The organism is Aeromonas jandaei (genome assembly GCF_037890695.1).
In the GTDB taxonomy this organism is placed as follows: domain Bacteria; phylum Pseudomonadota; class Gammaproteobacteria; order Enterobacterales; family Aeromonadaceae; genus Aeromonas; species Aeromonas jandaei.
Map to the genome: position 1 here is coordinate 1,223,050 of NZ_CP149571.1, position 24,719 is coordinate 1,247,768.

The 24,719-nt window shown below is 60.3% G+C and carries 22 protein-coding genes; 17 read left to right on the forward strand and 5 right to left on the reverse strand.

Annotated elements, in window-relative coordinates; genetic code table 11:
• Positions 1-135 precede the first annotated feature (135 nt).
• Positions 136-1,122 carry a helix-turn-helix transcriptional regulator gene (locus WE862_RS05955; RefSeq protein WP_033112583.1) on the forward strand — a complete coding sequence of 329 codons (987 nt, stop codon included), beginning with the start codon at positions 136-138 and terminating at the stop codon, positions 1,120-1,122.
• Between the two features lie 865 nt (positions 1,123-1,987).
• On the opposite strand, the gene WE862_RS05960 is transcribed toward WE862_RS05955, so the two are convergent.
• Positions 1,988-2,299, reverse strand: a complete 312-nt coding sequence (locus WE862_RS05960; RefSeq protein ID WP_042032270.1) for a DUF1145 domain-containing protein — start codon at positions 2,297-2,299, stop codon at positions 1,988-1,990.
• Positions 2,283-2,912, reverse strand: a complete 630-nt coding sequence (rsmD, locus tag WE862_RS05965; RefSeq protein ID WP_042032269.1) for a 16S rRNA (guanine(966)-N(2))-methyltransferase RsmD — start codon at positions 2,910-2,912, stop codon at positions 2,283-2,285. Before rsmD ends, WE862_RS05960 begins: the two co-directional genes overlap by 17 nt.
• Before the next feature lie 111 nt (positions 2,913-3,023).
• Between rsmD and ftsY the strand changes: the two genes are divergently transcribed.
• From ftsY to hutH, 10 genes are all read left to right on the forward strand, one after another.
• Complete coding sequence (gene ftsY / locus WE862_RS05970; protein WP_339058711.1) at positions 3,024-4,904, forward strand: signal recognition particle-docking protein FtsY; 1,881 nt, start codon at positions 3,024-3,026, stop codon at positions 4,902-4,904.
• A 51-nt stretch (positions 4,905-4,955) separates the two neighbouring features.
• Positions 4,956-5,624, forward strand: a complete 669-nt coding sequence (ftsE, locus tag WE862_RS05975; protein ID WP_033112579.1) for a cell division ATP-binding protein FtsE — start codon at positions 4,956-4,958, stop codon at positions 5,622-5,624.
• Positions 5,624-6,577: a permease-like cell division protein FtsX gene (gene ftsX, locus WE862_RS05980; RefSeq protein WP_041209605.1), complete on the forward strand. Its 954-nt coding sequence runs from the start codon at positions 5,624-5,626 to the stop codon at positions 6,575-6,577. Before ftsE ends, ftsX begins: the two co-directional genes overlap by 1 nt.
• 452 nt (positions 6,578-7,029) lie before the next feature.
• Entirely contained in the window at positions 7,030-7,884 is an 855-nt protein-coding gene (rpoH, locus tag WE862_RS05985) for an RNA polymerase sigma factor RpoH (protein ID WP_041209606.1), read from the forward strand.
• Between the two features lie 125 nt (positions 7,885-8,009).
• Positions 8,010-8,669 carry a carbonate dehydratase gene (gene can, locus WE862_RS05990; protein ID WP_033112576.1) on the forward strand — a complete coding sequence of 220 codons (660 nt, stop codon included), beginning with the start codon at positions 8,010-8,012 and terminating at the stop codon, positions 8,667-8,669.
• 11 nt (positions 8,670-8,680) lie between these two features.
• A complete protein-coding gene (gene hutC, locus WE862_RS05995; protein ID WP_042032267.1) occupies positions 8,681-9,385 on the forward strand; it encodes a histidine utilization repressor in 705 nt (234 codons plus the stop codon).
• A gap of 154 nt (positions 9,386-9,539) precedes the next feature.
• Positions 9,540-10,775 carry an imidazolonepropionase gene (hutI, locus tag WE862_RS06000; RefSeq protein ID WP_042032266.1) on the forward strand — a complete coding sequence of 412 codons (1,236 nt, stop codon included), beginning with the start codon at positions 9,540-9,542 and terminating at the stop codon, positions 10,773-10,775.
• On the forward strand, positions 10,768-11,712 hold the full coding sequence (gene hutG / locus WE862_RS06005) for a formimidoylglutamase (RefSeq protein ID WP_042032265.1): 945 nt from the start codon (positions 10,768-10,770) through the stop codon (positions 11,710-11,712). Before hutI ends, hutG begins: the two co-directional genes overlap by 8 nt.
• A 53-nt stretch (positions 11,713-11,765) precedes the next feature.
• Entirely contained in the window at positions 11,766-13,475 is a 1,710-nt protein-coding gene (gene hutU, locus WE862_RS06010; RefSeq protein WP_042032264.1) for a urocanate hydratase, read from the forward strand.
• Positions 13,476-13,479: 4 nt separating this feature from the next.
• Entirely contained in the window at positions 13,480-15,012 is a 1,533-nt protein-coding gene (hutH, locus tag WE862_RS06015; RefSeq protein WP_042032263.1) for a histidine ammonia-lyase, read from the forward strand.
• A gap of 138 nt (positions 15,013-15,150) precedes the next feature.
• Here the strand turns inward: hutH and WE862_RS06020 are convergent, their stop codons facing one another.
• Positions 15,151-16,248 carry a calcium:proton antiporter gene (locus tag WE862_RS06020; protein WP_042032262.1) on the reverse strand — a complete coding sequence of 366 codons (1,098 nt, stop codon included), beginning with the start codon at positions 16,246-16,248 and terminating at the stop codon, positions 15,151-15,153.
• Between the two features lie 249 nt (positions 16,249-16,497).
• Between WE862_RS06020 and WE862_RS06025 the strand changes: the two genes are divergently transcribed.
• Positions 16,498-17,199: a M15 family metallopeptidase gene (locus tag WE862_RS06025; RefSeq protein WP_042032261.1), complete on the forward strand. Its 702-nt coding sequence runs from the start codon at positions 16,498-16,500 to the stop codon at positions 17,197-17,199.
• Positions 17,200-17,245: 46 nt separating this feature from the next.
• Here the strand turns inward: WE862_RS06025 and WE862_RS06030 are convergent, their stop codons facing one another.
• Complete coding sequence (locus tag WE862_RS06030; RefSeq protein WP_042032260.1) at positions 17,246-18,775, reverse strand: EAL domain-containing protein; 1,530 nt, start codon at positions 18,773-18,775, stop codon at positions 17,246-17,248.
• A gap of 502 nt (positions 18,776-19,277) precedes the next feature.
• Here WE862_RS06030 and WE862_RS06035 point away from each other — a divergent pair.
• Complete coding sequence (locus tag WE862_RS06035; RefSeq protein ID WP_042032258.1) at positions 19,278-21,206, forward strand: EAL domain-containing protein; 1,929 nt, start codon at positions 19,278-19,280, stop codon at positions 21,204-21,206.
• Positions 21,207-21,210: 4 nt separating this feature from the next.
• On the opposite strand, the gene WE862_RS06040 is transcribed toward WE862_RS06035, so the two are convergent.
• Positions 21,211-22,137: a 1-aminocyclopropane-1-carboxylate deaminase/D-cysteine desulfhydrase gene (locus WE862_RS06040; protein WP_042032257.1), complete on the reverse strand. Its 927-nt coding sequence runs from the start codon at positions 22,135-22,137 to the stop codon at positions 21,211-21,213.
• Between the two features lie 86 nt (positions 22,138-22,223).
• Here WE862_RS06040 and WE862_RS06045 point away from each other — a divergent pair, with 86 nt between their 5' ends.
• The 4 genes from WE862_RS06045 to WE862_RS06060 are packed head-to-tail and all read left to right on the forward strand — an operon-like array spanning position 22,224 to position 24,655.
• The gene (locus tag WE862_RS06045) at positions 22,224-23,087 is read left to right on the forward strand and encodes a hypothetical protein (RefSeq protein WP_042032256.1); all 864 of its coding nucleotides are present in this window, start codon (positions 22,224-22,226) and stop codon (positions 23,085-23,087) included.
• Positions 23,087-23,680 (forward strand): PilN domain-containing protein, encoded by a 594-nt coding sequence (locus tag WE862_RS06050; protein WP_042032255.1) that lies wholly within the window; start codon positions 23,087-23,089, stop codon positions 23,678-23,680. The genes WE862_RS06045 and WE862_RS06050 overlap by 1 nt, the downstream gene beginning before the upstream one ends.
• Positions 23,680-24,333, forward strand: a complete 654-nt coding sequence (locus tag WE862_RS06055) for a hypothetical protein (RefSeq protein WP_042032254.1) — start codon at positions 23,680-23,682, stop codon at positions 24,331-24,333. Before WE862_RS06050 ends, WE862_RS06055 begins: the two co-directional genes overlap by 1 nt.
• The gene (locus WE862_RS06060) at positions 24,326-24,655 is read left to right on the forward strand and encodes a SctD/MshK family protein (RefSeq protein WP_042032253.1); all 330 of its coding nucleotides are present in this window, start codon (positions 24,326-24,328) and stop codon (positions 24,653-24,655) included. Before WE862_RS06055 ends, WE862_RS06060 begins: the two co-directional genes overlap by 8 nt.
• Positions 24,656-24,719: the final 64 nt, after the last annotated feature.

A 24,719-nucleotide genomic window follows, 5' to 3' on the forward strand; every position in this document is an offset into this window, starting at 1 on the left:
TTTTTATTTATAAATCAATCACATAGTGCGTTTTGTATGAAAATGGCGACAGTTGTCGCGGCAAAACTTGCGACATAGACTGTCGCAAGATGCCCTTAGCATACAGTCAACGCTAAACCAGTGAAGGCATGCACCATGAGTAAGAAGCTGTTACGACAACTGACCTTGGCGCGTTGCATCCCGCACCGCCCTTACAAGCTGACCGCCAGCCAACTTCAGGTAAAACTGGAAGAGGAAGGTATCCACGTCAGTCTGCGTACCGTGCAACGGGACCTGGAAGAGATGTCCGGCATGGGACTGTTCGACCTCACCTCGGATGAACGCAGCAAACCCCATGGCTGGTGCTTCGAGCGCCACGGCCTCAATGACTTTGCCAATATCATGCCGCTCTCGCTGGCCGTTGCGCTGAAAACCTGGAGCGACCAGGCTAGCCAGCTGTTGCCCGCGAGTGTGCTGACCGAATTGAACCCACTGGTCGACAAGGCCAGTCAGGTGATCCGCGACAGCCAGAGTGAATTGGCCGAACGCTGGCTGGAGAGTGTCCACCAGTCGCCGCGCCCGTTTGCCGGCAACCCGGAGATCCGCCGCAGCACTCTGATCCGCGATGCCTTGTGGCGTGGCCGCAAGTTCAGCGCCGAGATCCAGCGGGTGATCAAAGAGCGCACCGTGTGGCTCTGCTACGACCGAATCAATCCGCTCGGCATTCTCAATCAGCCGGACGGTCCGATCCTGCTCTGTACCCTGTCCGAGCTGGATCCCAAGGTCTACGGCATCCCGTTTGACCATATCAAGAACGTGGAGCTGACCAACTTCAGCGCCACCCAGCCGAAGGATTTCAATATCCAGAAGCTGATCCGCGATCAGGGCTATCAGGATGTGAGCGGCCCGATCCGCTTCGTCGGCCGGATCGATGCCAACAGCCAGTCGCTGGTGGATAACCAGATCCCGGGCAACAACCCGCGCATGACCCGCTACGACAAGCGCAGTGTGGTGGTGGAGACCGAAGTGCAGGACACCCCGGAGTTTCGCAGCTGGTTGAACAATATCGGTGGCGAGCTGGAGGTGCTGGCACCCGAGTCGCTGCGCAGAGCCTATCTCAACCCAGGCAATCGGGTGAGCTGAACGGTACGTTTGGCACCATAGTGAAAATCGCAAATAGCCGGCCCCAGTGCCGGCTTTTTTTTGCGGTTTTTTTGAGCATATTTATTCAACTTATTTTTAAGCTTTTACGGCGAAATTGAACCGTTTTCCCTGGCCATTCCGGTGCAGGATTGCCGTGTAAGAGATCTGCCATAGCTGCTGTAGGAGGCTGGCGCTTTAACCCGTGCGCGAAGCTAGTCAGGGTGGAGTCCACTTTCCATTGAAACTAAATAAGTTATTGATTTTAATTCGTTATGTTTGCAGTCCACTTTGTCTGATAAACGGTTGGCAGGATCTTTCTCCAGAAATCCCCCTTGTTCTGATCCGGCAACGCTTTACTATGGGTCTCACAAGGACGGAGCTGGTTCTGCAGGACGCAGAGCAGCGCATAAAGATGGAATAGTTCGCAGGATGCGAACAGGGACACCTCAGGATGAGTTCGATGGTCTGGATGACTGTCGTCACGGATGAACGAGGGAACACCGTGGGATGCGGCAGGGATACTCTCAGGACGAGAGCAGGACGAACAGGACATCGTTCTTCAGGATGAGCAGGAACTCGCTGGATGCGGGCAGGATTCTTCAGGATGAAGCGAGATAACCCGGATGGTTATCGGTCAGGAAGACGCAAGGAACCCCACAGGACGTGGTAATGGACACCTCCAGGACGGAGACAGTGAAGCAGTTCGGGATGAATTGCCAAGCCAGGAAGGCTGAGGACACGCCAACGGATTGGAAAGGGGATATTCCAAGGGATTAGGATAACGTCAGGGATTGCAGGGAGCATTGCAGTTCTACGGACAGGACGACACGACTATAGGGGACGGCGAAAGCCGTCCCCTTTTCTTTTATGCCTGATCCTGATTTTTTGGTCGCTGGGCAGCACTGACAATCTCCTGCAGGCGATGGCGAATATCCACCATGCCGAATACGCCGAAGACCAGCACGCCGACAAACTCGGCCTTGGTCACTTCGAAGTAGCGTTTGCAGGCAGCCTTGATCATGCTGGCCTGTAGCCAGTGGAACAGGGCGACAATCACGCCGCAGACCGGCAAAAAGCCGTTCAGTTTGCCGGGCAGGGGGGCGATAAGACTCATCAGCACGCCAAACCAGAAGAACAGCACCAGCCCCATCGCCAGCAGATTAAATATCCGCTTCATTGTTTACCTCCCTTACATAGAGTTGATAGCAGACCTGGCCTGCTTGTTTGTCCTTGAGTAACTGCCAGCTGGCGGGCAGCGCCAGATCGGCCATCTCCTTCTCCCGCTCCAGATAGATGAGGGCATCGGGGGCCAGCCAGCCGCGCTGTTCCAGCAGTTCGCAAACTTGCGGCAGCAGATCCCGACGAAATGGCGGATCGAGGAACACCAGATCAAATGGTGTCGCCGGGCCTTGCAGCCAGCTCACTGCATCGGTCTGGAATACCTGACCCTGCGTGCTGCCGAGAGTGGCCAGATTCTTTTTGATCTGCTCTGCAGCCCCTCTGTCCATCTCGATCAGGGTGACCTGCTCTGCGTAGCGCGACAGCGCCTCCAGACCAAGGCCGCCGCTGCCGGCAAACAGGTCGAGGCAGCGGGTGCCGCGGATGTGGGGAGCCAGCCAGTTGAAGATGGTCTCTTTGACGCGATCCGTGGTGGGTCTGAGCCCTTCCACATCCTTGACCGGCAATTTGCGGCCTCGCCACTGGCCGCTGATGATTCTTACAAAGCCTGATTTTCCTTGCGGGGCAGGGCTTTTGCTCGGGTTGCTACGGCTGGATTTCACTCTGGGCATCGCGTTTCATCGTCAGAAAATAAAGTGGTAGTATAAGGCGGTTCATTTTTATGCCGACCCGCCAAGGGACGGCTATCTTAGCAGTCAGCCAACGAAGTGAGTATTTTTTAGATGGCAAAAGGTTTGTTTTCCTGGCTGGGTTTCGGCCGCAAGAAAGAAGAGGCTGAGGCTGTCCAACCACAGACACCCCAAGCCACCCCGATTACCGCTGAGCCTGAGGTCACTGCTACCCCCGCTCCCGTTTCCGATGTGATTGTTTCCGATAGTACGCCGGCCGTTGCACCCGAAGTGCCCGCCAGCGCACAGAATCCCGTTTTGCACGATGATTGCTGCCCGCCAACCGAGCTGGATGATCATGGTTCGCTGGTGGTGGAGGAGTGCGCCTCCGATCTGGAGCCGGTGATCGTCAACGAATCCCTGATGGCAGAAGAGGAGCGTGCCGCCGCAGAGGCGCAAGCTGCTGAAGCAGCCCGTGTTGCCGCCGAGGTTAAAGCCGCAGAAGAGGCTCGCATTGCTGCTGAAGCTCATGCTGCGGAAGAGGCGCGTATTGCCGCTGAAGCCCGTGCCGCGGAAGAGGCGCGTATTGCTGCTGAAGCTCACGCTGCGGAAGAGGCGCGTATTGCTGCTGAAGCCCGTGCTGCGGAAGAGGCTCGCATTGCTGCTGAAGCTCACGCTGCGGAAGAGGCTCGTATTGCTGCTGAAGCCCGCGCTGCGGAAGAGGCTCGTATCGCTGCCGAAGCCCGTGCTGCAGAAGAGGCTCGCATTGCTGCTGAAGCCCGTGCGGCGGAAGAGGCGCGTATTGCTGCTGAAGCCCGTGCGGCAGAAGAGGCGCGTATTGCTGCTGAAGCCCGTGCGGCGGAAGAGGCGCGTATTGCTGCTGAAGCCCATGCGGCGGAAGAGGCTCGTATTGCCGCTGAAGCTCAGGCTGCGGAAGAAGCCCGTATCGCCAAAGAGGCCCAGCGAGCGGAAGATATGCGCCTGGTCGCTGCGATGGAGGCTGAGGCCGCCGCCCTGGCCGCTCTGCCGCTGGCCGCCAAGGTGGACGACGACACCCAGGACAAGCCGCAGCGGGAGGGCTTCTTTGCTCGCCTCAAGCGCAGTCTGGTGCGCACCAAGGAGAATATCGGTTCCGGTTTCTTCGGCCTGTTCCGTGGCAAGAAGATCGACGATGAGCTGTTCGAAGAGCTGGAGACCCAGCTGCTGACCGCCGATCTCGGCGTCGACACCACCACCCGTATCATCGAGGGGCTGGTGCAGCACGCGGACCGCAAGCAGCTCAAGGATGCCGAGGCGCTCTACGGCCTGCTCAAGCAGGACATGGGCGAGATGCTGGCCAAGGTGGAGCAGCCGCTGGTGATCGACACCAGCAAAAAGCCTTACGTGATCCTGATGGTCGGTGTGAACGGCGTCGGCAAGACCACCACCATCGGCAAGCTGGCCAAGCAGTTCCAGGCCGAGGGCAAGAGCGTGATGCTGGCCGCGGGCGACACCTTCCGTGCCGCTGCGGTCGAGCAGCTGCAGGTGTGGGGTCAGCGCAACAATATTCCGGTGATTGCCCAGCACACCGGCGCCGACTCCGCTTCCGTTATTTATGACGCCATCGAGGCTGCCCGCTCCCGCGGGGCCGACGTGCTGATCGCCGATACCGCTGGCCGCCTGCAGAACAAGAGCAACCTGATGGAGGAGCTCAAGAAGGTGGTGCGGGTGATGAAGAAGCTGGACGAAGAGGCGCCCCACGAGATCATGCTGACTCTGGATGCCGGCACCGGCCAGAACGCCCTGAGCCAGGCCAAGCTGTTCAGCGAGGCGGTAGGCCTGACTGGTATCACCCTCACCAAGCTGGATGGCACGGCCAAGGGCGGCGTCATCTTCGCGGTAGCCGACAAGTTCCAGATCCCGATCCGCTATATCGGGGTGGGCGAGGGGATCGACGATCTGCGTCCCTTTGTCGCCAACGACTTTATCGAGGCCCTGTTTAGTCGCGATGAGTAAGCATCCCATGCCCCGACTTCGGTCGGGGTTTGTCAATGTCAGGGAACCGTTATGATTCGTTTTGACAAGGTCAGCAAGGTATACAGCGGTGGCCATCAGGCGCTGCAGAAGGTCAGCTTTCACCTGCGCAAGGGGGAGATGGCCTTCCTGACCGGACACTCGGGGGCGGGCAAGAGTACCCTCCTCAAACTGATCAGCGTGATGGAGCGACCGACCGATGGCCGCGTTTTCTTTCATGGCGACGATGTCAGCCATATCCAGCGCAGCCAGATCCCCTATGTGCGCCGCCAGATCGGAATGATCTTTCAGGATCACCGGTTGCTGATGGACCGCACCGTGTTCGACAACGTGGCGTTGCCGCTGGTGATCGATGGCTACAGCCATGCGGACATCAACAAGCGGGTCGCTGCGGCGCTGGACAAGGTGGGGCTGCTCGGCAAGGAGCGCTACCAGCCGCGCATGCTCTCCGGTGGTGAACAGCAGCGGGTCGGCATCGCCCGTGCCATCGTCAACAAGCCGCCGTTGCTGCTCGCTGACGAACCGACCGGTAACCTGGATCCCCAGCTCTCCATGGATATCATGCGGTTGTTCGAGGAGTTCAACCGCTTCGGCGTCTCCGTACTGATCGCCACTCACGATCTGGGGCTCATCGCCCGCATGCGCTATCGCACCCTGACCCTCAAGGCGGGGCGGATGTATTCGGCCGGGGAGGAGCTCTGATGGCTATCGTTCGTCACAAGCAGCCGCCGCTGCGCCGCCTCATGATGTACGGGGTTGATCACGTGCGTCAGGCGTTTGCCAGTCTGGGTGAGCTGTGGCGCAACCCGCTCGCTTCCCTGATGACGCTGGCGGTGCTCGGCGTCAGTCTGGCGCTGCCCTCCTGCTTCCACGTGTTGCTGAAAAATGCCGAGGTGGTGGAGGGGAGCTGGCAGACCAGCTCCCAGATCTCCCTCTATCTGCGCAAGGATCTGCCGGAACAGAGCATTCTCGACCTGCAGCACAGGATCCTGCTCTACCCCGAGGTGGATTCGGTCACCTATATGAGTCGTGACGATGCGCTGCGGGAGTTTCGCGAGATCTCCGGCTTCGGCGATGCGCTCGATTATCTGGACAGCAACCCGTTACCACCGGTGCTGAGCGTTATTCCGGATCCGCGCTGGCAGAATCCGGAAGGCGCCGCCGAGCTGCTCGGCAAGCTCAACAACGAGGATGGCGTGGAACAGGGCAAGCTGGATCTGCAGTGGCTGACCCGGTTGCAGGGGATCATGAACCTGCTGCGCCACACCATTACCGGTATCGCTGTGCTGCTGCTCTCCGCCGTGCTGCTGATAGTCGGCAATACCCTGCGCCTCAACATCCTCAACCAGCGCTCCGAGATCGAGGTGCTGAAACTGGTGGGGGCGACCGATGCCTTTATTCACCGTCCTTTCCTCTATACCGGCATCTGGTTCGGAGTCATTGGTGGCATGCTGGCCTGGTGGCTGACCGAGGTGATGGTGATCTGGAGCGAGGGGGTGGTGAAAGAGCTGGCGGGCTTGTATAACAGTAACTTCCAGCTGGTTGGCATGGGTCTGGTGGACGGGGTGAACCTGATCCTGCTGGGCGCTCTGCTGGGGCTGATTGCCTCCTGGTTCTCGGTTCACCGCCACATTCGCGACATCGAGCCTTCCTGATTAATTTATCAACATTGTGAATTGCTGGATTTTGCGAAGCGGATCAAGTAAAAGAGTGGCCGTTTCTGGCTTGGCCACTCTTCTCGGAGTATTCTGAATAACGGCGATCTTCAGGATCTTTGCTGGATCCTGTGAACCTTCTGATTTATAAGCAGTCAAATAGCTGAACGAATTTATACGAGTGTGGCCCCTATGCCTTGCTCGTCAGACTTGGCAAGCATGTGAAGGTTGCGAGCTCCGCAACAATGGACTTAGCATGCTACTTTTCGGGGGTCCTTCATTGTGACCCCCTTTTTTTGACTGTTCATTCATGATTCATCCTGCGGGCATAAGATAAGCCAGTCTAAAGCTGGGCTTGTGATCTATGATGTAAGCCGCAGAATGAGACCCGGTCAGTAGACAGTCCCTTTTGGGGTGTTAGACTGGTTTGATTGAAAAGTAAGAGGTAACAGATGGGAACTTCATTGCAGCGCACTATGGCTTTGATTCCGCAAGGTAGTCTGGAAGGCTATATCCAGGCAGTAAACTCTATTCCGGTGCTGAGCGCAGAGGAAGAGCGTGAGCTGGCTGAGCGTTTGCAGCAGGATGGCGATCTCGAGGCTGCCCGCCAGCTGGTTATGTCGCACCTGCGCTTTGTCGTTCATGTCGCCAAGAGTTATGCCGGTTACGGTCTGCCGCAGGCCGATCTGGTACAGGAAGGCAACATCGGTCTGATGAAGGCGGTCAAGCGCTTCGACCCGAGCGTCGGCGTGCGTCTGGTCTCCTTTGCCGTGCACTGGATCAAGGCCGAAATTCACGAATATGTTCTGCGCAACTGGCGCATGGTCAAGGTGGCAACCACCAAGGCCCAGCGCAAGCTCTTCTTCAATCTGCGCAAATCCAAGAAGCGTCTGGGCTGGCTGAACCACGAAGAGGTGAAAGCCGTGGCTGCCGATCTCGGGGTTTCCGAGAGCGACGTGACCGAGATGGAAGCGCGCATGAGCAACTACGATCAGGCGTTCGATCTGGTTGGCGATGATGAAGATGAGGGCGGTTTCGCACCGGTTCACTATCTGGAGGACAAATCCTCCGATCTGGCCGCGACCATCGAGAACGACAACTGGGACGATCATGCGACCCGTCGTCTGAGCTCCGCGCTCTCTTCTCTCGACGAGCGCAGCCAGCACATCATCCGCGCCCGCTGGCTCGACGATGACAGCAAGACCACTCTGCAGGAGCTGGCCGATACCTACGGCGTCTCTGCCGAGCGAGTGCGTCAGCTTGAGAAGAACGCGCTCAAGAAGCTGAAAGATGCCATGGAGGCCTGATGCCTCCGCGTTGAAAACAGGGCCTGATGGCCCTGTTTTTGTTTCTACCGCCGGTAATCGGGGCTTGCCCAGATAACCCTTGGGTATGTTATGTTGCCGCCACAGCCACATGATGGAGAGCAGAAGTGAAACTGTTGAAGGACCTGTTTACCAATAACCGTGAGTGGGCCGAGCGGATCAAAGCGGAAGATCCCGCCTTCTTTGCCACCCTCTCTGCCCAGCAGGCTCCCGAATACCTCTGGATCGGCTGCTCCGATAGCCGGGTGCCCGCCAACCAGCTGATGGGATTGTTGCCGGGGGATGTCTTTGTTCACCGCAACGTCGCCAATCTGGTGGTGCATACCGATTTCAACTGCCTCTCGGTGCTGCAATACGCGGTCGAGGTGCTCAAGGTGAAGCACATCATTGTCTGCGGCCACTATGGCTGCGGCGGGGTCAAGGCGGCGATGCAGAATCAGGAGCTGGGGCTCATCGACAACTGGCTGCGCAACATCAAGGATGTCTACTTCAAGTATGGTGAAGAGCTGGAGGCCATCGAAGATGAGCACGAGCGCTTCGACTATCTGTGCGAGCTGAATGTGGCCGAGCAGGTGGCCAACGTCTGTCATACCACCATCATCCAGAACGCCTGGCGCAAGGGGCAGGAGCTGGCCGTCCACGGCTGGATCTACGGGATCAAGGATGGCTTGCTGCACGATCTCGACCTCTGCATCAGCGGGCCGGATCAGATCCCCGACGTCTATCGCGCCTGGCCGGACATGCGTCCGCCCCACCGTCGGCGCTAAGGAGCATCCCGTTGGCGCCCGCCCTCTACCTGCAGATCAAGCAGCATATTCTGGATCGGATCCGCGAACGCCACTATCAGGCGGGGGACAGGATCCCGACCGAAGCGGCCCTGTGCGAGCAGTTCACCGTGAGCCGGATGACGGTCAACCGGGCACTGCGCGAACTGGTGGCCGAGGGGTGGCTGGTGCGTACCGCCGGTTCCGGCAGCTTCGTGGCGGACCGGCGCACCGAATCGCCGCTGCTGGCTATTCGCAACATCGCCGACGAGATTGCCGAGCGGGGCAGCGAATACAGCGCCCGGGTGATCCGGCTGCAGCGGCTGGCCGCCGACGAGAAGGTGGCGGTGCAGCTTGGGCTGCGGGTTGGTGCCCCCATCTTCCACAGCCTTATCGTTCATCAGGCCGATGGCGAGCCGCTGCAGCTGGAGGAGCGGTTCGTCGATGCCGAGCGGCTGCCGGGTTATGGCGAGCAGGATTTCACGAAGCAGACCCCCAACCGCTATCTGATGGAGCTTTGCCCCCTGTCGGAGATGGAGCACGTGGTGGAAGCCGTGTTGCCGAGTGCCGGTGAGGCGGGATTGTTGCAAATTCGCGTGGATACGCCCTGCCTATTGTTGCACAGGCGCACTTGGTCGGAAGGACATCTGGTCTCCTACGCCAGATTGCTCTCCCCCGGTTCTCGCTACAAGCTGAGCTCCAAGGCGCAGCTTTCTTGATTGTCTATACAAATCGATTCTTCTCAAGCCCACCTCTGGTGGGCTTTTTTGTGCTTAAACTCTAAGCGTGATGCTGTTATCAGGTTGTGAATCCTACTCTTTCTTTCGCCGGATGGATCGATTATAAGGATATGTATATACATTTGAGGTCGCTATGAACAAGGAACTGTTGAACTGCGAGCGGGTCTGGCTCAACGTGACGCCCGCCACCCTGAATGCCGGACTGGCCGATTACGGTCTGCTGCCGCTCCATGCCATCGGCGTGAAGGATGGCAAGATCCACGCGCTGGTGCCGATGGCCGAGTTGAAGGGGCCGTATCCCGCCCATTGGCTGGATATGCAGGGCAAGCTGGTTACTCCCGGCCTTATCGATTGCCACACCCATCTGGTCTTTGCCGGCAGTCGCGCCGAGGAGTTCGAGCTTCGTCAGCAGGGGGTGCCCTATGCCGAGATCGCCCGCCGGGGCGGCGGCATCATCAGCACGGTGCGTGCTACCCGCACCGCCAGCGAGGATCAGCTCTTTGAGCTGGCGCTGCCGAGGGTGAAATCCCTGATCCGCGAAGGGGTCACCACAGTGGAGATTAAGTCCGGCTATGGCCTGACGCTGGATGATGAACTCAAGATGCTGCGGGTGGCCCGCAGGCTGGGAGAGGCGCTGCCGATCCGGGTCAAGACCACATTGCTGGCGGCCCATGCGGTGCCGCCGGAGTATCGCGATGACCCCGACAGCTGGGTCGAGACCATCTGTCAGGAGATTATCCCGGCCGCTGCCAAAGCGGGGCTGGCCGATGCGGTGGATGTCTTCTGCGAGCATATCGGCTTCTCGCTGGCCCAGACCGAGCAGGTCTATCTGGCGGCGGATCAATACGGCCTGCCGGTGAAAGGGCATATGGATCAGCTCTCCAACCTTGGTGGCAGCACCCTCGCCGCCAACTTCGGCGCCCTTTCGGTGGATCATCTGGAGTATCTGGATCCGCAGGGGATCTTGGCGCTGGCCCAGCGCGGCGTAGTTGCCACCCTGCTGCCCACCGCCTTCTATTTTCTCAAAGAGACCAAACTCCCGCCGGTCGCCGCGCTGCGCAAGGCGGGGGTGGCGATGGCGGTCTCCTCCGACATCAACCCGGGCACGGCCCCCATCGTCTCGCTGCGGATGGCGATGAACATGGCCTGTACCCTGTTTGGCCTGACTCCGGTGGAGGCGATGGTCGGGGTGACCCGCCACGCCGCCAAAGCGCTTGGCGAGCAGGAGCGCCTTGGCCAGCTCAGGGTGGGGATGGCGGCCGATTTCCTGATCTGGCACTGCGCCCATCCGGCCGAGTTGAGCTACATGGTCGGCGTCGATCAGCTGGCTGGCCGCATCTTCAACGGCGAGGAGACCCTCCATGGATAAATTCAACCCGGTCGACATGTCGCTCTGGCAGGGACGACAGGATCCGGAAGATGGTGAACTGGCCCTGCGCTGGCATGACAAGGTGCAGCCCTGGGCTGCCGAGGCACAAGAGGCAGCTGGTGTAGTGCTGCTCGGGTTTGCCTGTGACGAAGGGGTGCGCCGCAACAAGGGGCGTGTCGGCGCCGCCGGTGCGCCGCTGGCGGTGCGCAAGCTGCTGGCCAATACCGCTTGGCACCTGAATCGACCCGTCTACGATGGCGGGGATGTGAGCTGTACCGATGGGGATCTCGATGCCGCCCACGGCCGTCTGGCCGAGCGGGTCGCCGCTGCGCTCGAACTGGGCCACTTCCCGCTGGTGCTGGGGGGCGGTCACGAAGTGGCCTTCGGTAGCTGGAGCGGCCTTAACAGTCATCTGGGCGGCAGTGGCAAGGTAGGCATCATCAACCTCGACGCCCACTTTGACCTGCGGATGAAGCAGGAGCTGGCAAGCTCCGGCACCCCCTTCTTCCAGATCGCCGAGCAGTGTGCCGCTCAGGGCACACCGTTTCACTACGCCTGCCTCGGGGTGGCCGAGACCGCCAATACCCAAGCCCTGTTTGCCCGCGCCAAGGCGCTGGGAGTGTGGCATGTGCTGGACGAGGCGATGACTCAGACCGAGCTGCCAGCCTTGCTAGGCGGGCTGGACGCCTTCATCGCCGATTGCGATCACCTCTATCTGACCATCGATCTTGATGTGCTGCCCGGAGCCGTGATGCCGGGAGTGAGTGCCCCCGCCGCCCGTGGCGTGGAGCTGGCGGTGATCGAACCACTGATCGCCCATATCCGGGCCAGCGGCAAGCTGAGGCTTGCCGATCTGGCCGAGTACAACCCGACGCTGGATCAGGACAACCGCAGTGCCCGCGTGGCCGCGCGACTGGTTCATTTGTTGACCCGTTAACCCTTTGGCCGCCCGTCGCCGAAGGCACCCTATTGATACAACAAGGAGTGTGTATGTCTGTGCAACAGCAGGATCCCCGTCATGATCCGAACCGCGTGATCCGTCCCCCGCGCGGCACCGAACTGACCGCCAAGAGCTGGCTCACCGAGGCGCCGCTGCGGATGCTGATGAACAACCTGGATCCCGAGGTGGCCGAGCATCCCCAGTCGCTGGTGGTCTATGGCGGCATCGGTCGCGCCGCCCGCAACTGGGCCTGCTTTGACAAGATCGTCGAGGTGCTGACCCGGCTCGAGGAGGATCAGACCCTGCTGGTGCAATCCGGCAAGCCGGTCGGGGTGTTCCAGACCCACAAGGATGCGCCGCGGGTGCTGATCGCCAACTCCAATCTGGTGCCGCACTGGGCCAACTGGGAGCACTTCAATGAGCTCGATAAGAAGGGCTTGATGATGTACGGCCAGATGACTGCGGGTTCGTGGATCTATATCGGCACCCAGGGGATCGTGCAGGGCACCTACGAGACCTTCTTCGCGGTGGCCAATCAGCACTTCAACGGTGAACCCAAAGGGCGCTGGATCCTGACCGGTGGTCTCGGCGGCATGGGCGGCGCCCAGCCGCTGGCCGCCACCATGGCCGGTTTCTCGATGATCGCCGTGGAGTGCGACGAGACCCGCATCGATTTTCGTCTGCGTACCCGTTATGTGGACAAGAAGGCTCACAGTCTGGATGAGGCGCTGGCCATGGTCGAAGAGGCCAAGCAGAGCGGCAGCGCCGTCTCCGTCGGTCTGCTCGGCAACGCCGCCGATGTGTTCGCCGAGCTGGTGGCCCGTGGCATCACCCCTGACGTGGTGACCGACCAGACCTCCGCCCACGACCCGGTGCACGGCTACCTGCCGCAGGGTTGGAGCGTGGCAAAGTGGCGCGAGCTGCAACAGAGTGCCCCGCAGGAGGTGAATCTGGCCGCTCGTCGCTCCATGGCCCGTCAGGTGGAGGCCATGCTGACCCTGCAAAGCCGCGGTGCGGCGACCCTGGATTACGGCAACAACATCCGCCAGATGGCGCTGGAGGAGGGGGTGAAAAACGCCTTCGACTTCCCCGGCTTCGTCCCGGCCTACATTCGCCCGCTGTTCTGCGAGGGGATTGGCCCGTTCCGCTGGGTGGCCCTCTCCGGCGATCCGGAAGATATCTACAAGACCGACCAGAAGGTGAAAGAGCTGATCCCTGATGATCCTCACCTGCACAACTGGCTCGACATGGCTCGCGAGCGCATCGCCTTCCAGGGCCTGCCGGCGCGGATCTGCTGGGTCGGGGTCAAGGATCGGGTGCGCCTCGGCCTGGCCTTCAACGAGATGGTCAAGAATGGCGAGCTGAAAGCCCCCATCGTCATCGGCCGCGATCACCTGGATTCCGGCTCGGTGGCGAGCCCGAACCGCGAGACCGAGTCGATGATGGATGGCTCCGATGCCGTCTCCGACTGGCCGCTGCTCAACGCCCTGCTCAACACCGCTGGCGGCGCGACCTGGGTCTCCCTGCACCACGGCGGCGGGGTCGGCATGGGCTTCTCCCAGCACTCCGGCGTGGTGATCGTCTGTGACGGCACCGATGACGCCGCCCAGCGGGTCGGTCGCGTGCTGCGCAACGACCCGGCTACCGGGGTGATGCGTCACGCGGATGCGGGCTACGAGATTGCCATCAACTGCGCCCGCGAGGCGAAACTGGATCTGCCGATGATTGACGGCGCCAACGGTGTCAAAGGAAAGGTGTAACACCATGTTTGAATTGACTATTACTCCGGGCGAGCTGGATCTTGCCACCCTGCGCCGCGTCAGCCGCGAACCGGTACATATTGCACTGGATCCGGCGGCGTTGCCGGCGATCCACACCTCTGCCGCCACTGTCTCCCGAGTGATCGAGCAGGGACGCGTGGTGTACGGCATCAACACCGGCTTTGGCCTGCTGGCCAACACCCGGATCCCGGTGGATCAGCTCGACGAGCTGCAGCGATCCATCGTGCTTTCCCACGCTGCGGGCATCGGCACCTATATGGATGACGCCACCGTGCGGTTGATGATGGTGCTCAAGCTCAACTCGCTGGCGCGTGGCTTCTCCGGCATCCGGCTGGCGGTGCTGGAGGCGCTGATGAAGCTGGTCAACGCCGAGGTCTATCCGCTGGTGCCGAAGAAGGGCTCCGTCGGCGCCTCCGGCGATCTGGCGCCGCTGGCCCATATGAGCTGCCTGCTGATCGGTGAAGGCAAGGCTCGTCACGACGGGCGCGAGATCGATGCGAGCGAAGCGCTGCGGATCGCCGGGCTTGAGCCCATCGCGCTGGCACCGAAAGAGGGGCTGGCGCTGCTCAACGGCACCCAGGCGAGCACCGCCTTTGCGCTGGAAGGGCTGTTCCACGCCGAGGATCTGTTCGCCGGAGCCATCACCATCGGTGCCATGAGCGTGGAGGCGGCCCTTGGCAGCCGCCGTCCGTTCGATGCCCGCATTCACGCGGTACGCGGTCAGCGTGGCCAGATTGATGCGGCTACCTGCTATCGCCATCTGCTGGGGGATCTCAGCGAGATCGGTATGTCCCATCACAATTGCGAGAAGGTGCAGGATCCCTACTCATTGCGCTGCCAGCCGCAGGTGATGGGGGCCTGCCTGACCCAGATCCGTCAGGCGGCCGAGGTGTTGGTGTGCGAAGCCAACTCGGTCTCCGACAACCCGCTGGTGTTTGCCGATGACGAGGAGATCATCTCTGGCGGCAACTTCCACGCCGAGCCGGTGGCCTTTGCGGCCGATAATCTGGCGCTGGCCATCGCCGAGATCGGTTCCCTTTCAGAGCGGCGGATGGCGCTGCTGATCGACTCGCGGATGTCCGGCCTGCCGGCGTTTCTGGTCAACAATGGCGGGGTCAACTCCGGCTTCATGATCGCTCAGGTCACCTCGGCGGCGCTCGCCTCCGAGAACAAGACCCTGGCCCATCCAGCCTCGGTAGACAGCCTGCCCACCTCCGCCAATCAGGAGGATCATGTCTCCATGGCGACCTTCGCCGGCCGCCGGCTGGCGGATATGGCGGAAAATACCCGCGGCATTCTGGCGGTGGAACTGCTGGCGGCGGCGCAGGGGCTCGATTTCCGTGCTCCGCTGCGGGCCAGTGCCGGGGTGGAAATGGCCAAGGGGCGGCTGCGCGCTCATGTCCCCTTCTACGACAAAGATCGCTACTTTGCCCCCGATATCGAGGCGGCGGCCGCGCTGCTGGGGCGTGCCAGCTACAACGATCTGATCCCGGCCGGGGTGCTGCCCAGCCTGTAAGCCTTGAGCTCCCTTCTCCCCTGGCGGGAGAAGGGTATGGGATGAGGGGGACGCCGCTTCACTGGCGTCAGTGAGATCCCGTAGCTGATAACAAAAGACCGCCCAATCGGGCGGTCTTTTCGTCTCTGTGATAGTCGGTCACTGGTGCTCGAACATCAGGAACAGATAGACCACGAACAGCACCAGATGGGTGGCGCCGTGCAGCACATTGGTACGGCCGCTGCTGAAAGTCACCTTGCACACCATGAGCGTAGTGATGAGCAGCACCATGTCGGCAGCGGAGAGGCCGAGGCGTACCTCCTGACCCAGCATGGAGCCGATAAAGAGCACGGCCGGGACGGTGAGGGCTATGGTGGCCAGCACCGAGCCGAAGTAGAGGTTCATGGCCCGCTGCAGCTGATTGTTGATGGCCGCCTTGATGGCGCCAACCGCCTCGGGAGCCAGCACGATACAGGCCACGATAAAGCCGCCGAGGGCCTGCGGTGCTGACAGCACCTTGACCCCGTAGTTGATGGGGATGGCCAGGGTCTTGGCCAACAGGATCACCACTACCAGATAGGCGAGCAGCAGCAGGGTGTGATAGACGTTGCTCTGCAGCGGGCCGTGATGCTCCTCGTAATCCTCGTGATCGCTGTCAACAAAGAAGTGGCTGTGGCTGCGGGTCTGGATCAGCAGGAAGACTACGTAGAGCAGGATCGAGATGGTGATGAGCATCCATGACATGGCGCGCGACATGCTGCCAACCGTGCCCCCTTCGGTGAAGTTGGGCAGCACCAGACAGAGCAGGGCGAGCGGGATGATGGCCACCAGATAGGATTTGACCCCGTCCAGATTGAAGCTCTGGGTGTGGTAGCGCCAGCCGCCAAACAGCAGGGTGAAGCCGACCAGACCGTTGGTGACCAGCATCACTACGGCGAACATGGTGTCGCGGGCCATCACCGGATTGGGCTCGCCGGTCAGCATGACCGAGGAGATCATCACTACCTCCAGCGAAATGACCGAGAGAGTGAGGATCAGGGTGCCAAAGGGTTCGCCCAGCTTGATGGCGAGGGCATCGGAGTGGCGCACCACCGAGAAGATGGCCCAGGTGACGATGGCAAGCAGCCCCGCCGACACAGGAAGATAGATCCCGAGCGGAGTTGTCTCTGTCAGCAGGTCACTGCCGAGCGTCTTGAAAAAGAGCAGGGTCAGCAGGCCGACGGGCAGGGCAATCTCTTGCCGGATAACTGTCTTCATAGGCAATGGTTCTCTTCTGGGGCGACCGGTGGGCCGGGAGATGAATGGAATGTGCAACGGGCGGTTGCACCCTGACCAGCCCCTTATGATAAAAGCTCTTGGCCTCGAGGGGCAGCCCATTTTGTTAACAGATGTAAATCGGGTGCCTGGAGCGGAACAGATCTCGGGTTGTGGCGGCGCCGATGGCAGGCTTGCCCCGTTGGCAAGGCTCTGCTGAAATGGCTCCCCCTCTGATCAGGAGTCCATGTGATGCCGTTGCCACCCATCTCTCACGACTATGAACCGGCCAGCGCTGCCGAACAGGCGGCGCTCTCGGCCAGTGATCCGCTGGTGATCGTGGCCGCCAGCGCTAGGATCCGCATCGATCCCGTCTATTACCGGCTCGGTCTGGTGGGCAGTGAGCCGCAGATCCGGGTGCGGGAGCCGGTTGCCAAAGCGCTGGTGCGGGTAGCCGCAGCGCTGCCTGCGGGATTGGGGCTCACCTTGCTCGACGGATTTCGCAGTCGCGCCACGTCTCTGGCCATCTTCGAGCGGATCAAGGGCGAAATTGCCGCAGCCAATCCCGACTGGGATGGCGCTCGGCTTGAGCAGGAGACTCGCCGTTTCTGTGCCCATCCCTCTGATCCCGGTCACTATCCGGTACCGCCCCATCTGTCGGGCGGAGCCATCGATCTGCTGCTGCACGATCTGGCGAGTGGCGAGCCGCTCGACTTTGGTACCGGCTTTGACGATATCAGCGAGCGGGCCGAGAGCGACTATTTCGAACGCCCCTGTGCGGGAATGAGCGAGGCGCGGCGGTTGCAGATCCGTGACAACCGCCGTCTGCTGTTCTGGCTGATGCGGCGGGAAGGGTTCAGCAACTATCCTGGCGAGTGGTGGCATTTTGATCTGGGCGACTGCCTCTGGGCCCGTTTTCGCGGTGGTGAGTACCGCTATCCTGCCGCAGAGTGAGTGACCCCGGCTCAAGCTCCGGGAAAGAGAGTTCTCTTCTCTGTCGTCAGGCCGTTTCCGCCATGGGTTGGCGGAAGGCCTGTTGCCAGAGCAGCAGCTCCTGCAGCGGCATGGGCTTGCCAAAGACATAGCCCTGTATCAGATAGACTCCCTGCCGATACAGGTAGTCGACCTGCTCCCGGGTCTCGACCCCCTCGGCAATCATCTCCATCCCCGACTCTCGGCCAAAGGCGATGATGGCATCCAGCACGCTGCGTTTGAGGTCGTCGGTGCCTATGGTGTCGACGAACATCTTGTCGATCTTGATCTGGCGGATCCCGAGGCTCTGCAGATAGGCGAAGCCGCCATAGCCGGTACCAAAGTCATCCAGTTTGATGTGATAGCCCCGCTCTTGCAGGGCATTGATCTCGCTGGTAGCACTCTTGATATCGGTCAGTGGTTTGCGCTCGGTCAGCTCAAAGGTGAGCTGGGCGGGGGAGGGCCACTGATGTTGTTGCAGCAGGTTGCGCAGCAGAGGCTGCTCGACATGGGCCGCCACCAGATTGACGCTGACCCACTGAGTTGCAGCAAGAGAGGAGAGGTCTGTGAGTACCCGCTCCAGCAATTGGGCTGTTATCGGCAGGATCAGCCCCTGCTCTTCGATATAGTCGATAAAGGCGCCGGGAGGAACCAGCTCCCCCCTGCGGCGCCAGCGTAGCAGCGCCTCGAAGCCAACGACTTCTCCGGTTCGGCTATCCACTACCGGTTGGTAGAAAGGTTCAAATTCCTGATTTTTCAAACCGATCTGCAACAGTCCTTGCAGCGAGCGCTGATAGTGGCGATGCAACCAGTAGGCACCAGCCAGCAGAATACCCAGCGCCACACCAATCCATAAAGCCAGGGTTTCAGCCTGCGCTCTGGCATAACGTGTCAGTGCCTGGCCTGCCCACAACGTCTGCTTGGTCAAGGTGTTAGGTTCATAAGAGTCGATACTGTTCGGACCTGGCTCCTGTTTGATTCGTTTGTCGCCACGCGGCAGCATGGGGACGTACGAATCTTTGTTGATCAGATTGAACTCCAGATAGAAGCAGTCGGCACAGGGGGTCTGAAGGATTTCGTGGATCCAGCTGTTGTCCAGCACCCAATAGGCAATGTTGCCGTTGGTGGCTCTGTAATAGACCACCAGTTCCTGTTCCGTATTGAAGCTGGGTGGTGTGGCGGTCAGGCCGAACGGGCCTATGGCGATGTCATCAGGTTGTGGGCTGATGGCAATCGAGATTCCTTGCCCCAGGCTGGAGCAAACCTGCCCCGAGCCAAGCTCCAACCCTTGCAGGCGAATATGGGTGTTGTAAAAACGGGGGTTACGCAGTAACGCCATATCCTTGGCGCCGCAGTTGAACTCGAACTGTTTCAACTGGGTAGAGAGAATCTCGTTAATAATTTTGTAGCGTTCGATGTTGGCCTGCTTTATCTCAGCCATCTTCTGCTCCTGCATTCTTTCTGCAAGAGGCTTAGCCAGCCAGTACGCAATCGGTTGACCGACAAGAACAGGAAAAGCCAACAATAACAAATAAATAAGTATTGATGGGGTGCGCATGGGGCGACCTGCTGTATGGTTGGGCCCATATGGGCAACATTGAGTTTATTGCATTAGTACAATCAATTTGAAGCGGGATTATTAGCTGCCTTGATTAAATTATTAACGTAATGATTTTAAATGATTTTGTATCTTGGTTATGGAGAGATTCAATCGTTAACCTGTCATAAATGACAATTGCCCGACTTATCCGAACGCATTAGAGTAGCCCCGCGGTTTGACTCACCGTGTGTTCAATACTCCTGTATCTGTTTTTTGTCAGTAGCACAGAGTGTTAGTTTTGATATGAGTGTTCCTTTTGGTCCCTTTTCAGGGACCATTTTTCTTTCTGCCGTTTTCCGCTCTGCTCTCTTCGTTTGCTCCGCGCTTGGTAATCTCCCCTCGCTTTCGGTATCCTCGCCCCTTTGAAATTGCAGAAGCGGGATCTCCATCCATAGCAGGGCGCTGATCGCCGCTGCTACCATGAGGTCACATGGATGATGCTGGGCATACGGAAAGGCGCATGAAACTGACTACACAGCTTGTCTCGTTTATCACCCTGTGCGTGATTGCCGCCATGGCGACCGTGCTGATTGGCGGCGTGTTCAGCTTTCGCGAGCTGGGGATGGAGCTGCAGCAGAAGAAGGTTGATGCGCTGGTCGAGGTGATCGACAAGCAGCTCGATGTCTCCCATGACATGAACGAAATGAGTCACTGGTTGCCCACCCTGCTGCGTGCTTCCCACGTCGTCGAGCTGGAGGTGCGCCAGAACGATCAGCGAGTCTACTGGTTTCGCGATGTGCAGCGTTCGGTCGATGATCAGTTGTTGCTGCCATACAGCAAGCCCTTGACCCACCAGATCGGCATGCAGGCCAATCTGAAGCTGGAGCGCCCCTTCAAGGAGGCTGAGTACTCCATCAAGGCGATGTCCGGTATCTCCTTCGGCGTCTTTATCGTGGTGTTCGGCCTCTGGTACTCCATTCGCTGGCTGCGCCAGCAACTGCGCGGAGCCGAGTTGTTGGCCGAGCGTGCCCAGCTGATCCTCGATGACAAACTCTCCAAACTGAATCACGACCCCGCCGAAGAGTGGCCGGTTGCCGCCAGTCAGGCGCTCGACCATCTGCTGGCCGAGCTGGCGGATGCCCGCAAGGAGCGCAGCCGCTTCGACAACTTCATCCGCAGCAATGCCTTCGTCGACAAGATGACCGGCATTGGCAACCGTCTCTTTTTCGACAACCGGCTCGAGAGCGCCATCATGGAGGCGAGCGTGATGAGCGGCGGCGTGCTGCTGATCGATCTCGCCTGTCTAGAGGATCTGGAGGCCGAGCAGTTCGATCTGCTGGGTCATGACCTGATGCTGGAGGCAAGCGCTACTATCGGGGCCTTCGTGCGCAAGCACAGTGGCGCCCTGCAGGCCCGCTATGCCGGGCAAGTGTTTGCCGTGCTGCTGCCCAATATGTCCGAGAGCGAGATGGTGGACAGTGCCAGCCAGCTGCTCAAGAGCCTGCAGCGCCTCCACTGGCCGCAAGAGGTCAATCCGGAGACCGCGGTTTATCTCGGCGCCGTCTGCTATCAGTCGCAGGACTCCCTGCTCAAGGTACAGGAGGAGGCGGAGCTGGCTCTCAAGAGCGCCCGTCTGCAAGGGCACAACGGCTGGTTCCTCTACGAAAAGCAGCTGGATGAGGAGCAGAGCAGCAAGGGCACTGTGCGCTGGCGTACTCTGCTCAGCCGCCGCCTCGAGGATCAGGCCATCGAGTTCTATATCCAGCCGATCCAGCAGGATCGCGGGCAGGTGGTGCTGCAGCAGGAGTTGCTCACCTATCTTGACGATGAGCAGGGGCGGCCGCTGCCAGCCGGGATCTTCATGCCGATGGCCGAGAAGGTGGGGTTGTTGCTCCAGCTGGATCGGCTGGTGGCGGAGCAGACCCTGGCGTTGCTGCGTCAGCGCTCCGACCAGAGCTGCCCGGTCAGTCTGGCTCTCAGCGCCCAGAGCCTGCTCCATCGCGACTTCCAGCGCTGGCTCTTCTTCGCTCTGTTCCAGCTGCCGCGCAGTACCAACGAGCGGCTGATCCTGCAGCTCTCTGAGGCGCAGGTTACCCGCCATTTCGAAGCCCTGAAGCGACCGTTGCGCTCCCTGCGGATGCTCGGATGCATGCTGGCCATCGACCATGCCGGCCAGGATGTGGTGAGCACCCAGTACATCAAGGAGTTCGAAATCAACTTCCTCAAGCTCCACCCCAGCTTGGTGCGGGAGATCCATGCTCGCCAGGTGAACCAGATGGCGGTGCGCAGTCTGGTGGGCGGCTGCGCCAATACCCCGACCCGGGTTCTGGCCGTGGGGGTCGAGAGTGGTGACGAGTGGAAGATGCTGCGCCACCTCGGGGTACATGCGGGGCAGGGCCCCTGGTTTGCGCTGCCCGAGCGACTGGTGATGGAACCGGCCGAAGCCTGATGTCTCAGAGGCGGCCCTGCTCCCTGAGCCCGGCCAGCCCCTGCATGCCACCGGTGTGGATAAATACGATCCTGCTACCCGGAGCTATGCGACCCGCAGCCAGCTCGCGAAACAGCCCGTACATTGCCTTGCCGCTGTAGATGGGTTCCAGCGGCAGACCGGTTTCGGTGCTGAAGGCCTGTACCCACTGCCAGAGCGCCGGGCTGAATCTGGCGTAACCACCGTCGTGATGATCCAGTGCGATCTGCCAGCCGGGTGTTGTGGCGGCGGCGGGGTAGAGGCGGCGCACCTCGTCGGCGATAAAGTTGCCTCCCTTGAGCACGGCGATGGCGAGGATCTGCTCCCTTTCCTGCTTGCCGGCAATCAGGCCGGCCAGGGTGCCGCCGCTGGCGCAGGGGAGCACCCAGAGATCCGGCGAGAAGGGGAGCTCGGTTACCAGTTCGGCCACTCCGGGGATGGCGAGAGGGCTGCTCCCGCCTTCGGGAACGATGAGGGTATCTGCGGCTTCAAATTGAGCCAGCCATTCCGGCTCCTGCCGCCGCCGGTAGCTCTGCCGATCGACAAAAACGAGATCCATGCCCCAGCGTATGGCATCGCTCAGGGTAGAGTTGCTGACTGAGTCACTTTCGCCCCGTATGATACCTGTGGTGCGAAGGCCAAATTGATGGCCGGCAGCGGCCAGGGCATGGATATGATTGGAGTAAGCGCCACCAAACGAGAGCAGGTGGCGTTTGCCGTGTTCGTGGGCATGGTGCAGATGGTATTTGAGCTTGCGCCACTTGTTGCCGGAGATGAGCAGGTGGATCAGATCGTCCCGTTTGCACCAGAGCTCGACGCCATAGCGGGTCAGCAACGGATGGTGGATCGCTTGCAGTGGTGACGGGCCAATGGCACTGATTTCAAACGCCGGCGGCGAAGGGTTGGCTTGCAATGGTGAGTCCCTGTTTTGTCTGGAGGCTAATTTGCTGTTTATGTTAATATTTCACTCATTTAATCACTAATGACGGGCGGGCTTACATGAAACAACTGTTCAGACGGTCGACGCCAAGCCGCCAGGTGGGGCTCTTGCTGGCCAATGACAGGATCATGCTGGCAGCTGTGGGCAATCCCCCAGTGTTTGCTACGCGCGCCATCAACAGCCCGCAAGAGTGGCCGCTCGCCGTCAACGAACTATTCACTCGCCACGGCCTTGCCAAATCCCGGGTACGCGTTGCCCTGGCCGCCCCGCTCTATCAGCAGATCCAGATCGACAAGCCCGCCGTCCCCGATGCCGAAATGGCGGGGGCGCTCCCCTGGGCCATCAAGGATTATGTCAACGAGCCGGTGCTGCAGCTGGCGATGGATTATGTGGATCTGCCCACTCCGCCTGCCGGTCGACCGCGGATCAATGTTATCTGCCTGCCCAAGAGCAGGGTGCTGCAACTGGCAGAGGCGATCAACGGCATTGCCACCCTGCAATCCATCATCAGTGATGAACTGGCGTTGACCTCCCTTTATGAGGCGGATGCAACGGTGCGCATGCTGCTCTGGCAGCCGAAGGGACAGGATCTGCAACTGCTGGTTTTTCATCAGGGGGGGCTCTGCTTCTCCCGCCAGTTGCGCGGCTTTGCCTCCCTGACCGGCGAACAGGAGCCTGACAGCATGTTGCTCGATTCGCTGGCGCTGGAGATCCAGCGCTCGTTCGATTATCTGGTCGGCCAGCTCAAACTGCCGGAGATTGGCCAGATGCAGCTGGCCGTCGCCTCGCCCTTTATCGGCACCCTGGTTCGCCACATGGAGCATACCTTCGGCCTCGCTGTCTCCGCCATGGCCAACAAGGCGGTACTGGCCGGGGTCGAATACCTCTCGGCCTATGCTGCCGCCATCGGGGAGGATGCCTGATGAAACGTCAGATAAACCTCTATGGCGCCGAGTTTCACCCCAAGCGGCAGTGGGCCAGCCTCAACCAGATGGTGCTGGCATGGGGCATCACCCTGCTTGTCATCTTGCTGGTCGGTGCCGGTTACAGCTGGCAGCAGCACAGTGTCAGCAGAGCGCTGGCACAGGTCAACGCCGAGCTGGCGCTCAAGCGCAGCGAGGCGCAGCGGCTCGATGCCGATCTGGCGCGCCATCTGGCCGATCCGGCTCTGCAGCAGCAGTTGCTCAACAAGCAGGATGATCTGGGGGCCAGACAGGAGCTGCTGCGCCAGCTCGGCTCCTTATCCCTGCAAAAATCGCAGGGGTATGCCGGTGTGTTGGCCGATCTCTCCCGCATTCGCAACAGTAATCTCTCCCTGCAACGGATCGAGATCCTCGAAGGGCGGATCAATCTCTCCGGCTTTGCCGGTCGCAGTCAGGATGTGCCGGCCTGGGTCAACCGCTTCAAGCAGGCCCCGACCCTGATGGGCAAGGAGTTTGGCGAGTTGACCCTGAGTCGTGACAAGGAGGGGCGTCTTGCGTTCCAGTTGAGTGGCATTGCGCGGGAGAAGCCCTGATGAACCTGAAAGCACAATGGCAGGAGTGGTCTCGGCGAATTAACGCCCTGAGCCAGCGGGAGCGGGTGCTGATCCTGCTGACCGGGCTGGTGCTGCTGGTGGCTGCCTGCGTCTATGGCTGGCTGGATGGCGCTGATACCCAGCTGCGGCAGGATCGCATGGCCCTGAGCGCAGCCGAACGCGATCTCGAGATTCTGGGGCTGGAGAATCTGGGCAAGCAGGCTCGTCTGCAGCGGGATCCCAATCAGGGGGTTCGTGAGCAGCTGGCACGGGTAGAAAGCGATCTCACAGCTGTCGATGAGGCGCTCAAGGCCCAGACTGTCGACCTGATCCCGGCACACGAAATGCCGCAGGTGCTGGAGGCGCTGCTCTCCCGCTCTGCCAATCTCCATATGCTGGCACTCAGTTCACTGGAGCCGACGCCACTGATGGCCGGGGAGCAGGGGCAGAAGGTCAATCTTTACAAACACGGTATCCGTCTCCAGCTGGAAGGCGGTTATTTCGATGTGTATCAATATCTCAAGGCGCTGGAGGCGTTGCCTCGCCACTTTTACTGGAAACAGTTCGACTATCAGGTGAAAGCCTATCCGGGGGCTGTGGTGGAGATGGAGATCTACACCCTGAGTACCAGCAAGGAGTTTATTCGTGGCTAGATGGTTTGCATTGTGGGCGTGCCTCTTTGCGTTGCTGGCGCAAGCCGGGCAGGTCGAGGTGTTGCAGGATCCCACCGCGCCCTTGGCCGACATGGCGGTTGGCGCGAGTGCAACCGGCCAGAACAGCGCCGGCTTGCCGAAGCTGCAGAGCATCATGCTGGGCAATGGCCCGGCACTGGCGGTGCTCAATGGCAAGAGTTATCGGGTCGGGCAGCAGGTGGACGGCTACAAGCTGGTGGCCATCAATGCCGATGCGGTGGTGCTGGAAAAGGCGGGAAAACGCCATTCGGTGGCACTGTTTGCCAGCAAGATCAGGGTTTGAGCCGCACTAGCCATTGGCAGGTAAGCCGGGTTTATCGAGTTTCATTGCAGGGTGCACTAATTAC

What these genes read in the sequence shown, in the direction of transcription:
- ftsY (WP_339058711.1), top strand. Translation starts at nt 3,024, where the DNA reads ATGGCAAAAGGTTTGTTTTCCTGGCTGGGTTTCGGCCGCAAGAAAGAA.
- WE862_RS05955 (WP_033112583.1), top strand. Translation starts at nt 136, where the DNA reads ATGAGTAAGAAGCTGTTACGACAACTGACCTTGGCGCGTTGCATCCCG.
- ftsE (WP_033112579.1), top strand. Translation starts at nt 4,956, where the DNA reads ATGATTCGTTTTGACAAGGTCAGCAAGGTATACAGCGGTGGCCATCAG.
- hutH (WP_042032263.1), top strand. Translation starts at nt 13,480, where the DNA reads ATGTTTGAATTGACTATTACTCCGGGCGAGCTGGATCTTGCCACCCTG.
- WE862_RS05960 (WP_042032270.1), bottom strand. Translation starts at nt 2,299, where the DNA reads ATGAAGCGGATATTTAATCTGCTGGCGATGGGGCTGGTGCTGTTCTTC.
- hutG (WP_042032265.1), top strand. Translation starts at nt 10,768, where the DNA reads ATGGATAAATTCAACCCGGTCGACATGTCGCTCTGGCAGGGACGACAG.
- hutU (WP_042032264.1), top strand. Translation starts at nt 11,766, where the DNA reads ATGTCTGTGCAACAGCAGGATCCCCGTCATGATCCGAACCGCGTGATC.
- WE862_RS06050 (WP_042032255.1), top strand. Translation starts at nt 23,087, where the DNA reads ATGAAACGTCAGATAAACCTCTATGGCGCCGAGTTTCACCCCAAGCGG.
- rsmD (WP_042032269.1), bottom strand. Translation starts at nt 2,912, where the DNA reads ATGCCCAGAGTGAAATCCAGCCGTAGCAACCCGAGCAAAAGCCCTGCC.
- WE862_RS06055 (WP_042032254.1), top strand. Translation starts at nt 23,680, where the DNA reads ATGAACCTGAAAGCACAATGGCAGGAGTGGTCTCGGCGAATTAACGCC.
- rpoH (WP_041209606.1), top strand. Translation starts at nt 7,030, where the DNA reads ATGGGAACTTCATTGCAGCGCACTATGGCTTTGATTCCGCAAGGTAGT.
- WE862_RS06025 (WP_042032261.1), top strand. Translation starts at nt 16,498, where the DNA reads ATGCCGTTGCCACCCATCTCTCACGACTATGAACCGGCCAGCGCTGCC.
- hutI (WP_042032266.1), top strand. Translation starts at nt 9,540, where the DNA reads ATGAACAAGGAACTGTTGAACTGCGAGCGGGTCTGGCTCAACGTGACG.
- WE862_RS06020 (WP_042032262.1), bottom strand. Translation starts at nt 16,248, where the DNA reads ATGAAGACAGTTATCCGGCAAGAGATTGCCCTGCCCGTCGGCCTGCTG.
- ftsX (WP_041209605.1), top strand. Translation starts at nt 5,624, where the DNA reads ATGGCTATCGTTCGTCACAAGCAGCCGCCGCTGCGCCGCCTCATGATG.
- WE862_RS06035 (WP_042032258.1), top strand. Translation starts at nt 19,278, where the DNA reads ATGAAACTGACTACACAGCTTGTCTCGTTTATCACCCTGTGCGTGATT.
- WE862_RS06045 (WP_042032256.1), top strand. Translation starts at nt 22,224, where the DNA reads ATGAAACAACTGTTCAGACGGTCGACGCCAAGCCGCCAGGTGGGGCTC.
- WE862_RS06030 (WP_042032260.1), bottom strand. Translation starts at nt 18,775, where the DNA reads ATGCGCACCCCATCAATACTTATTTATTTGTTATTGTTGGCTTTTCCT.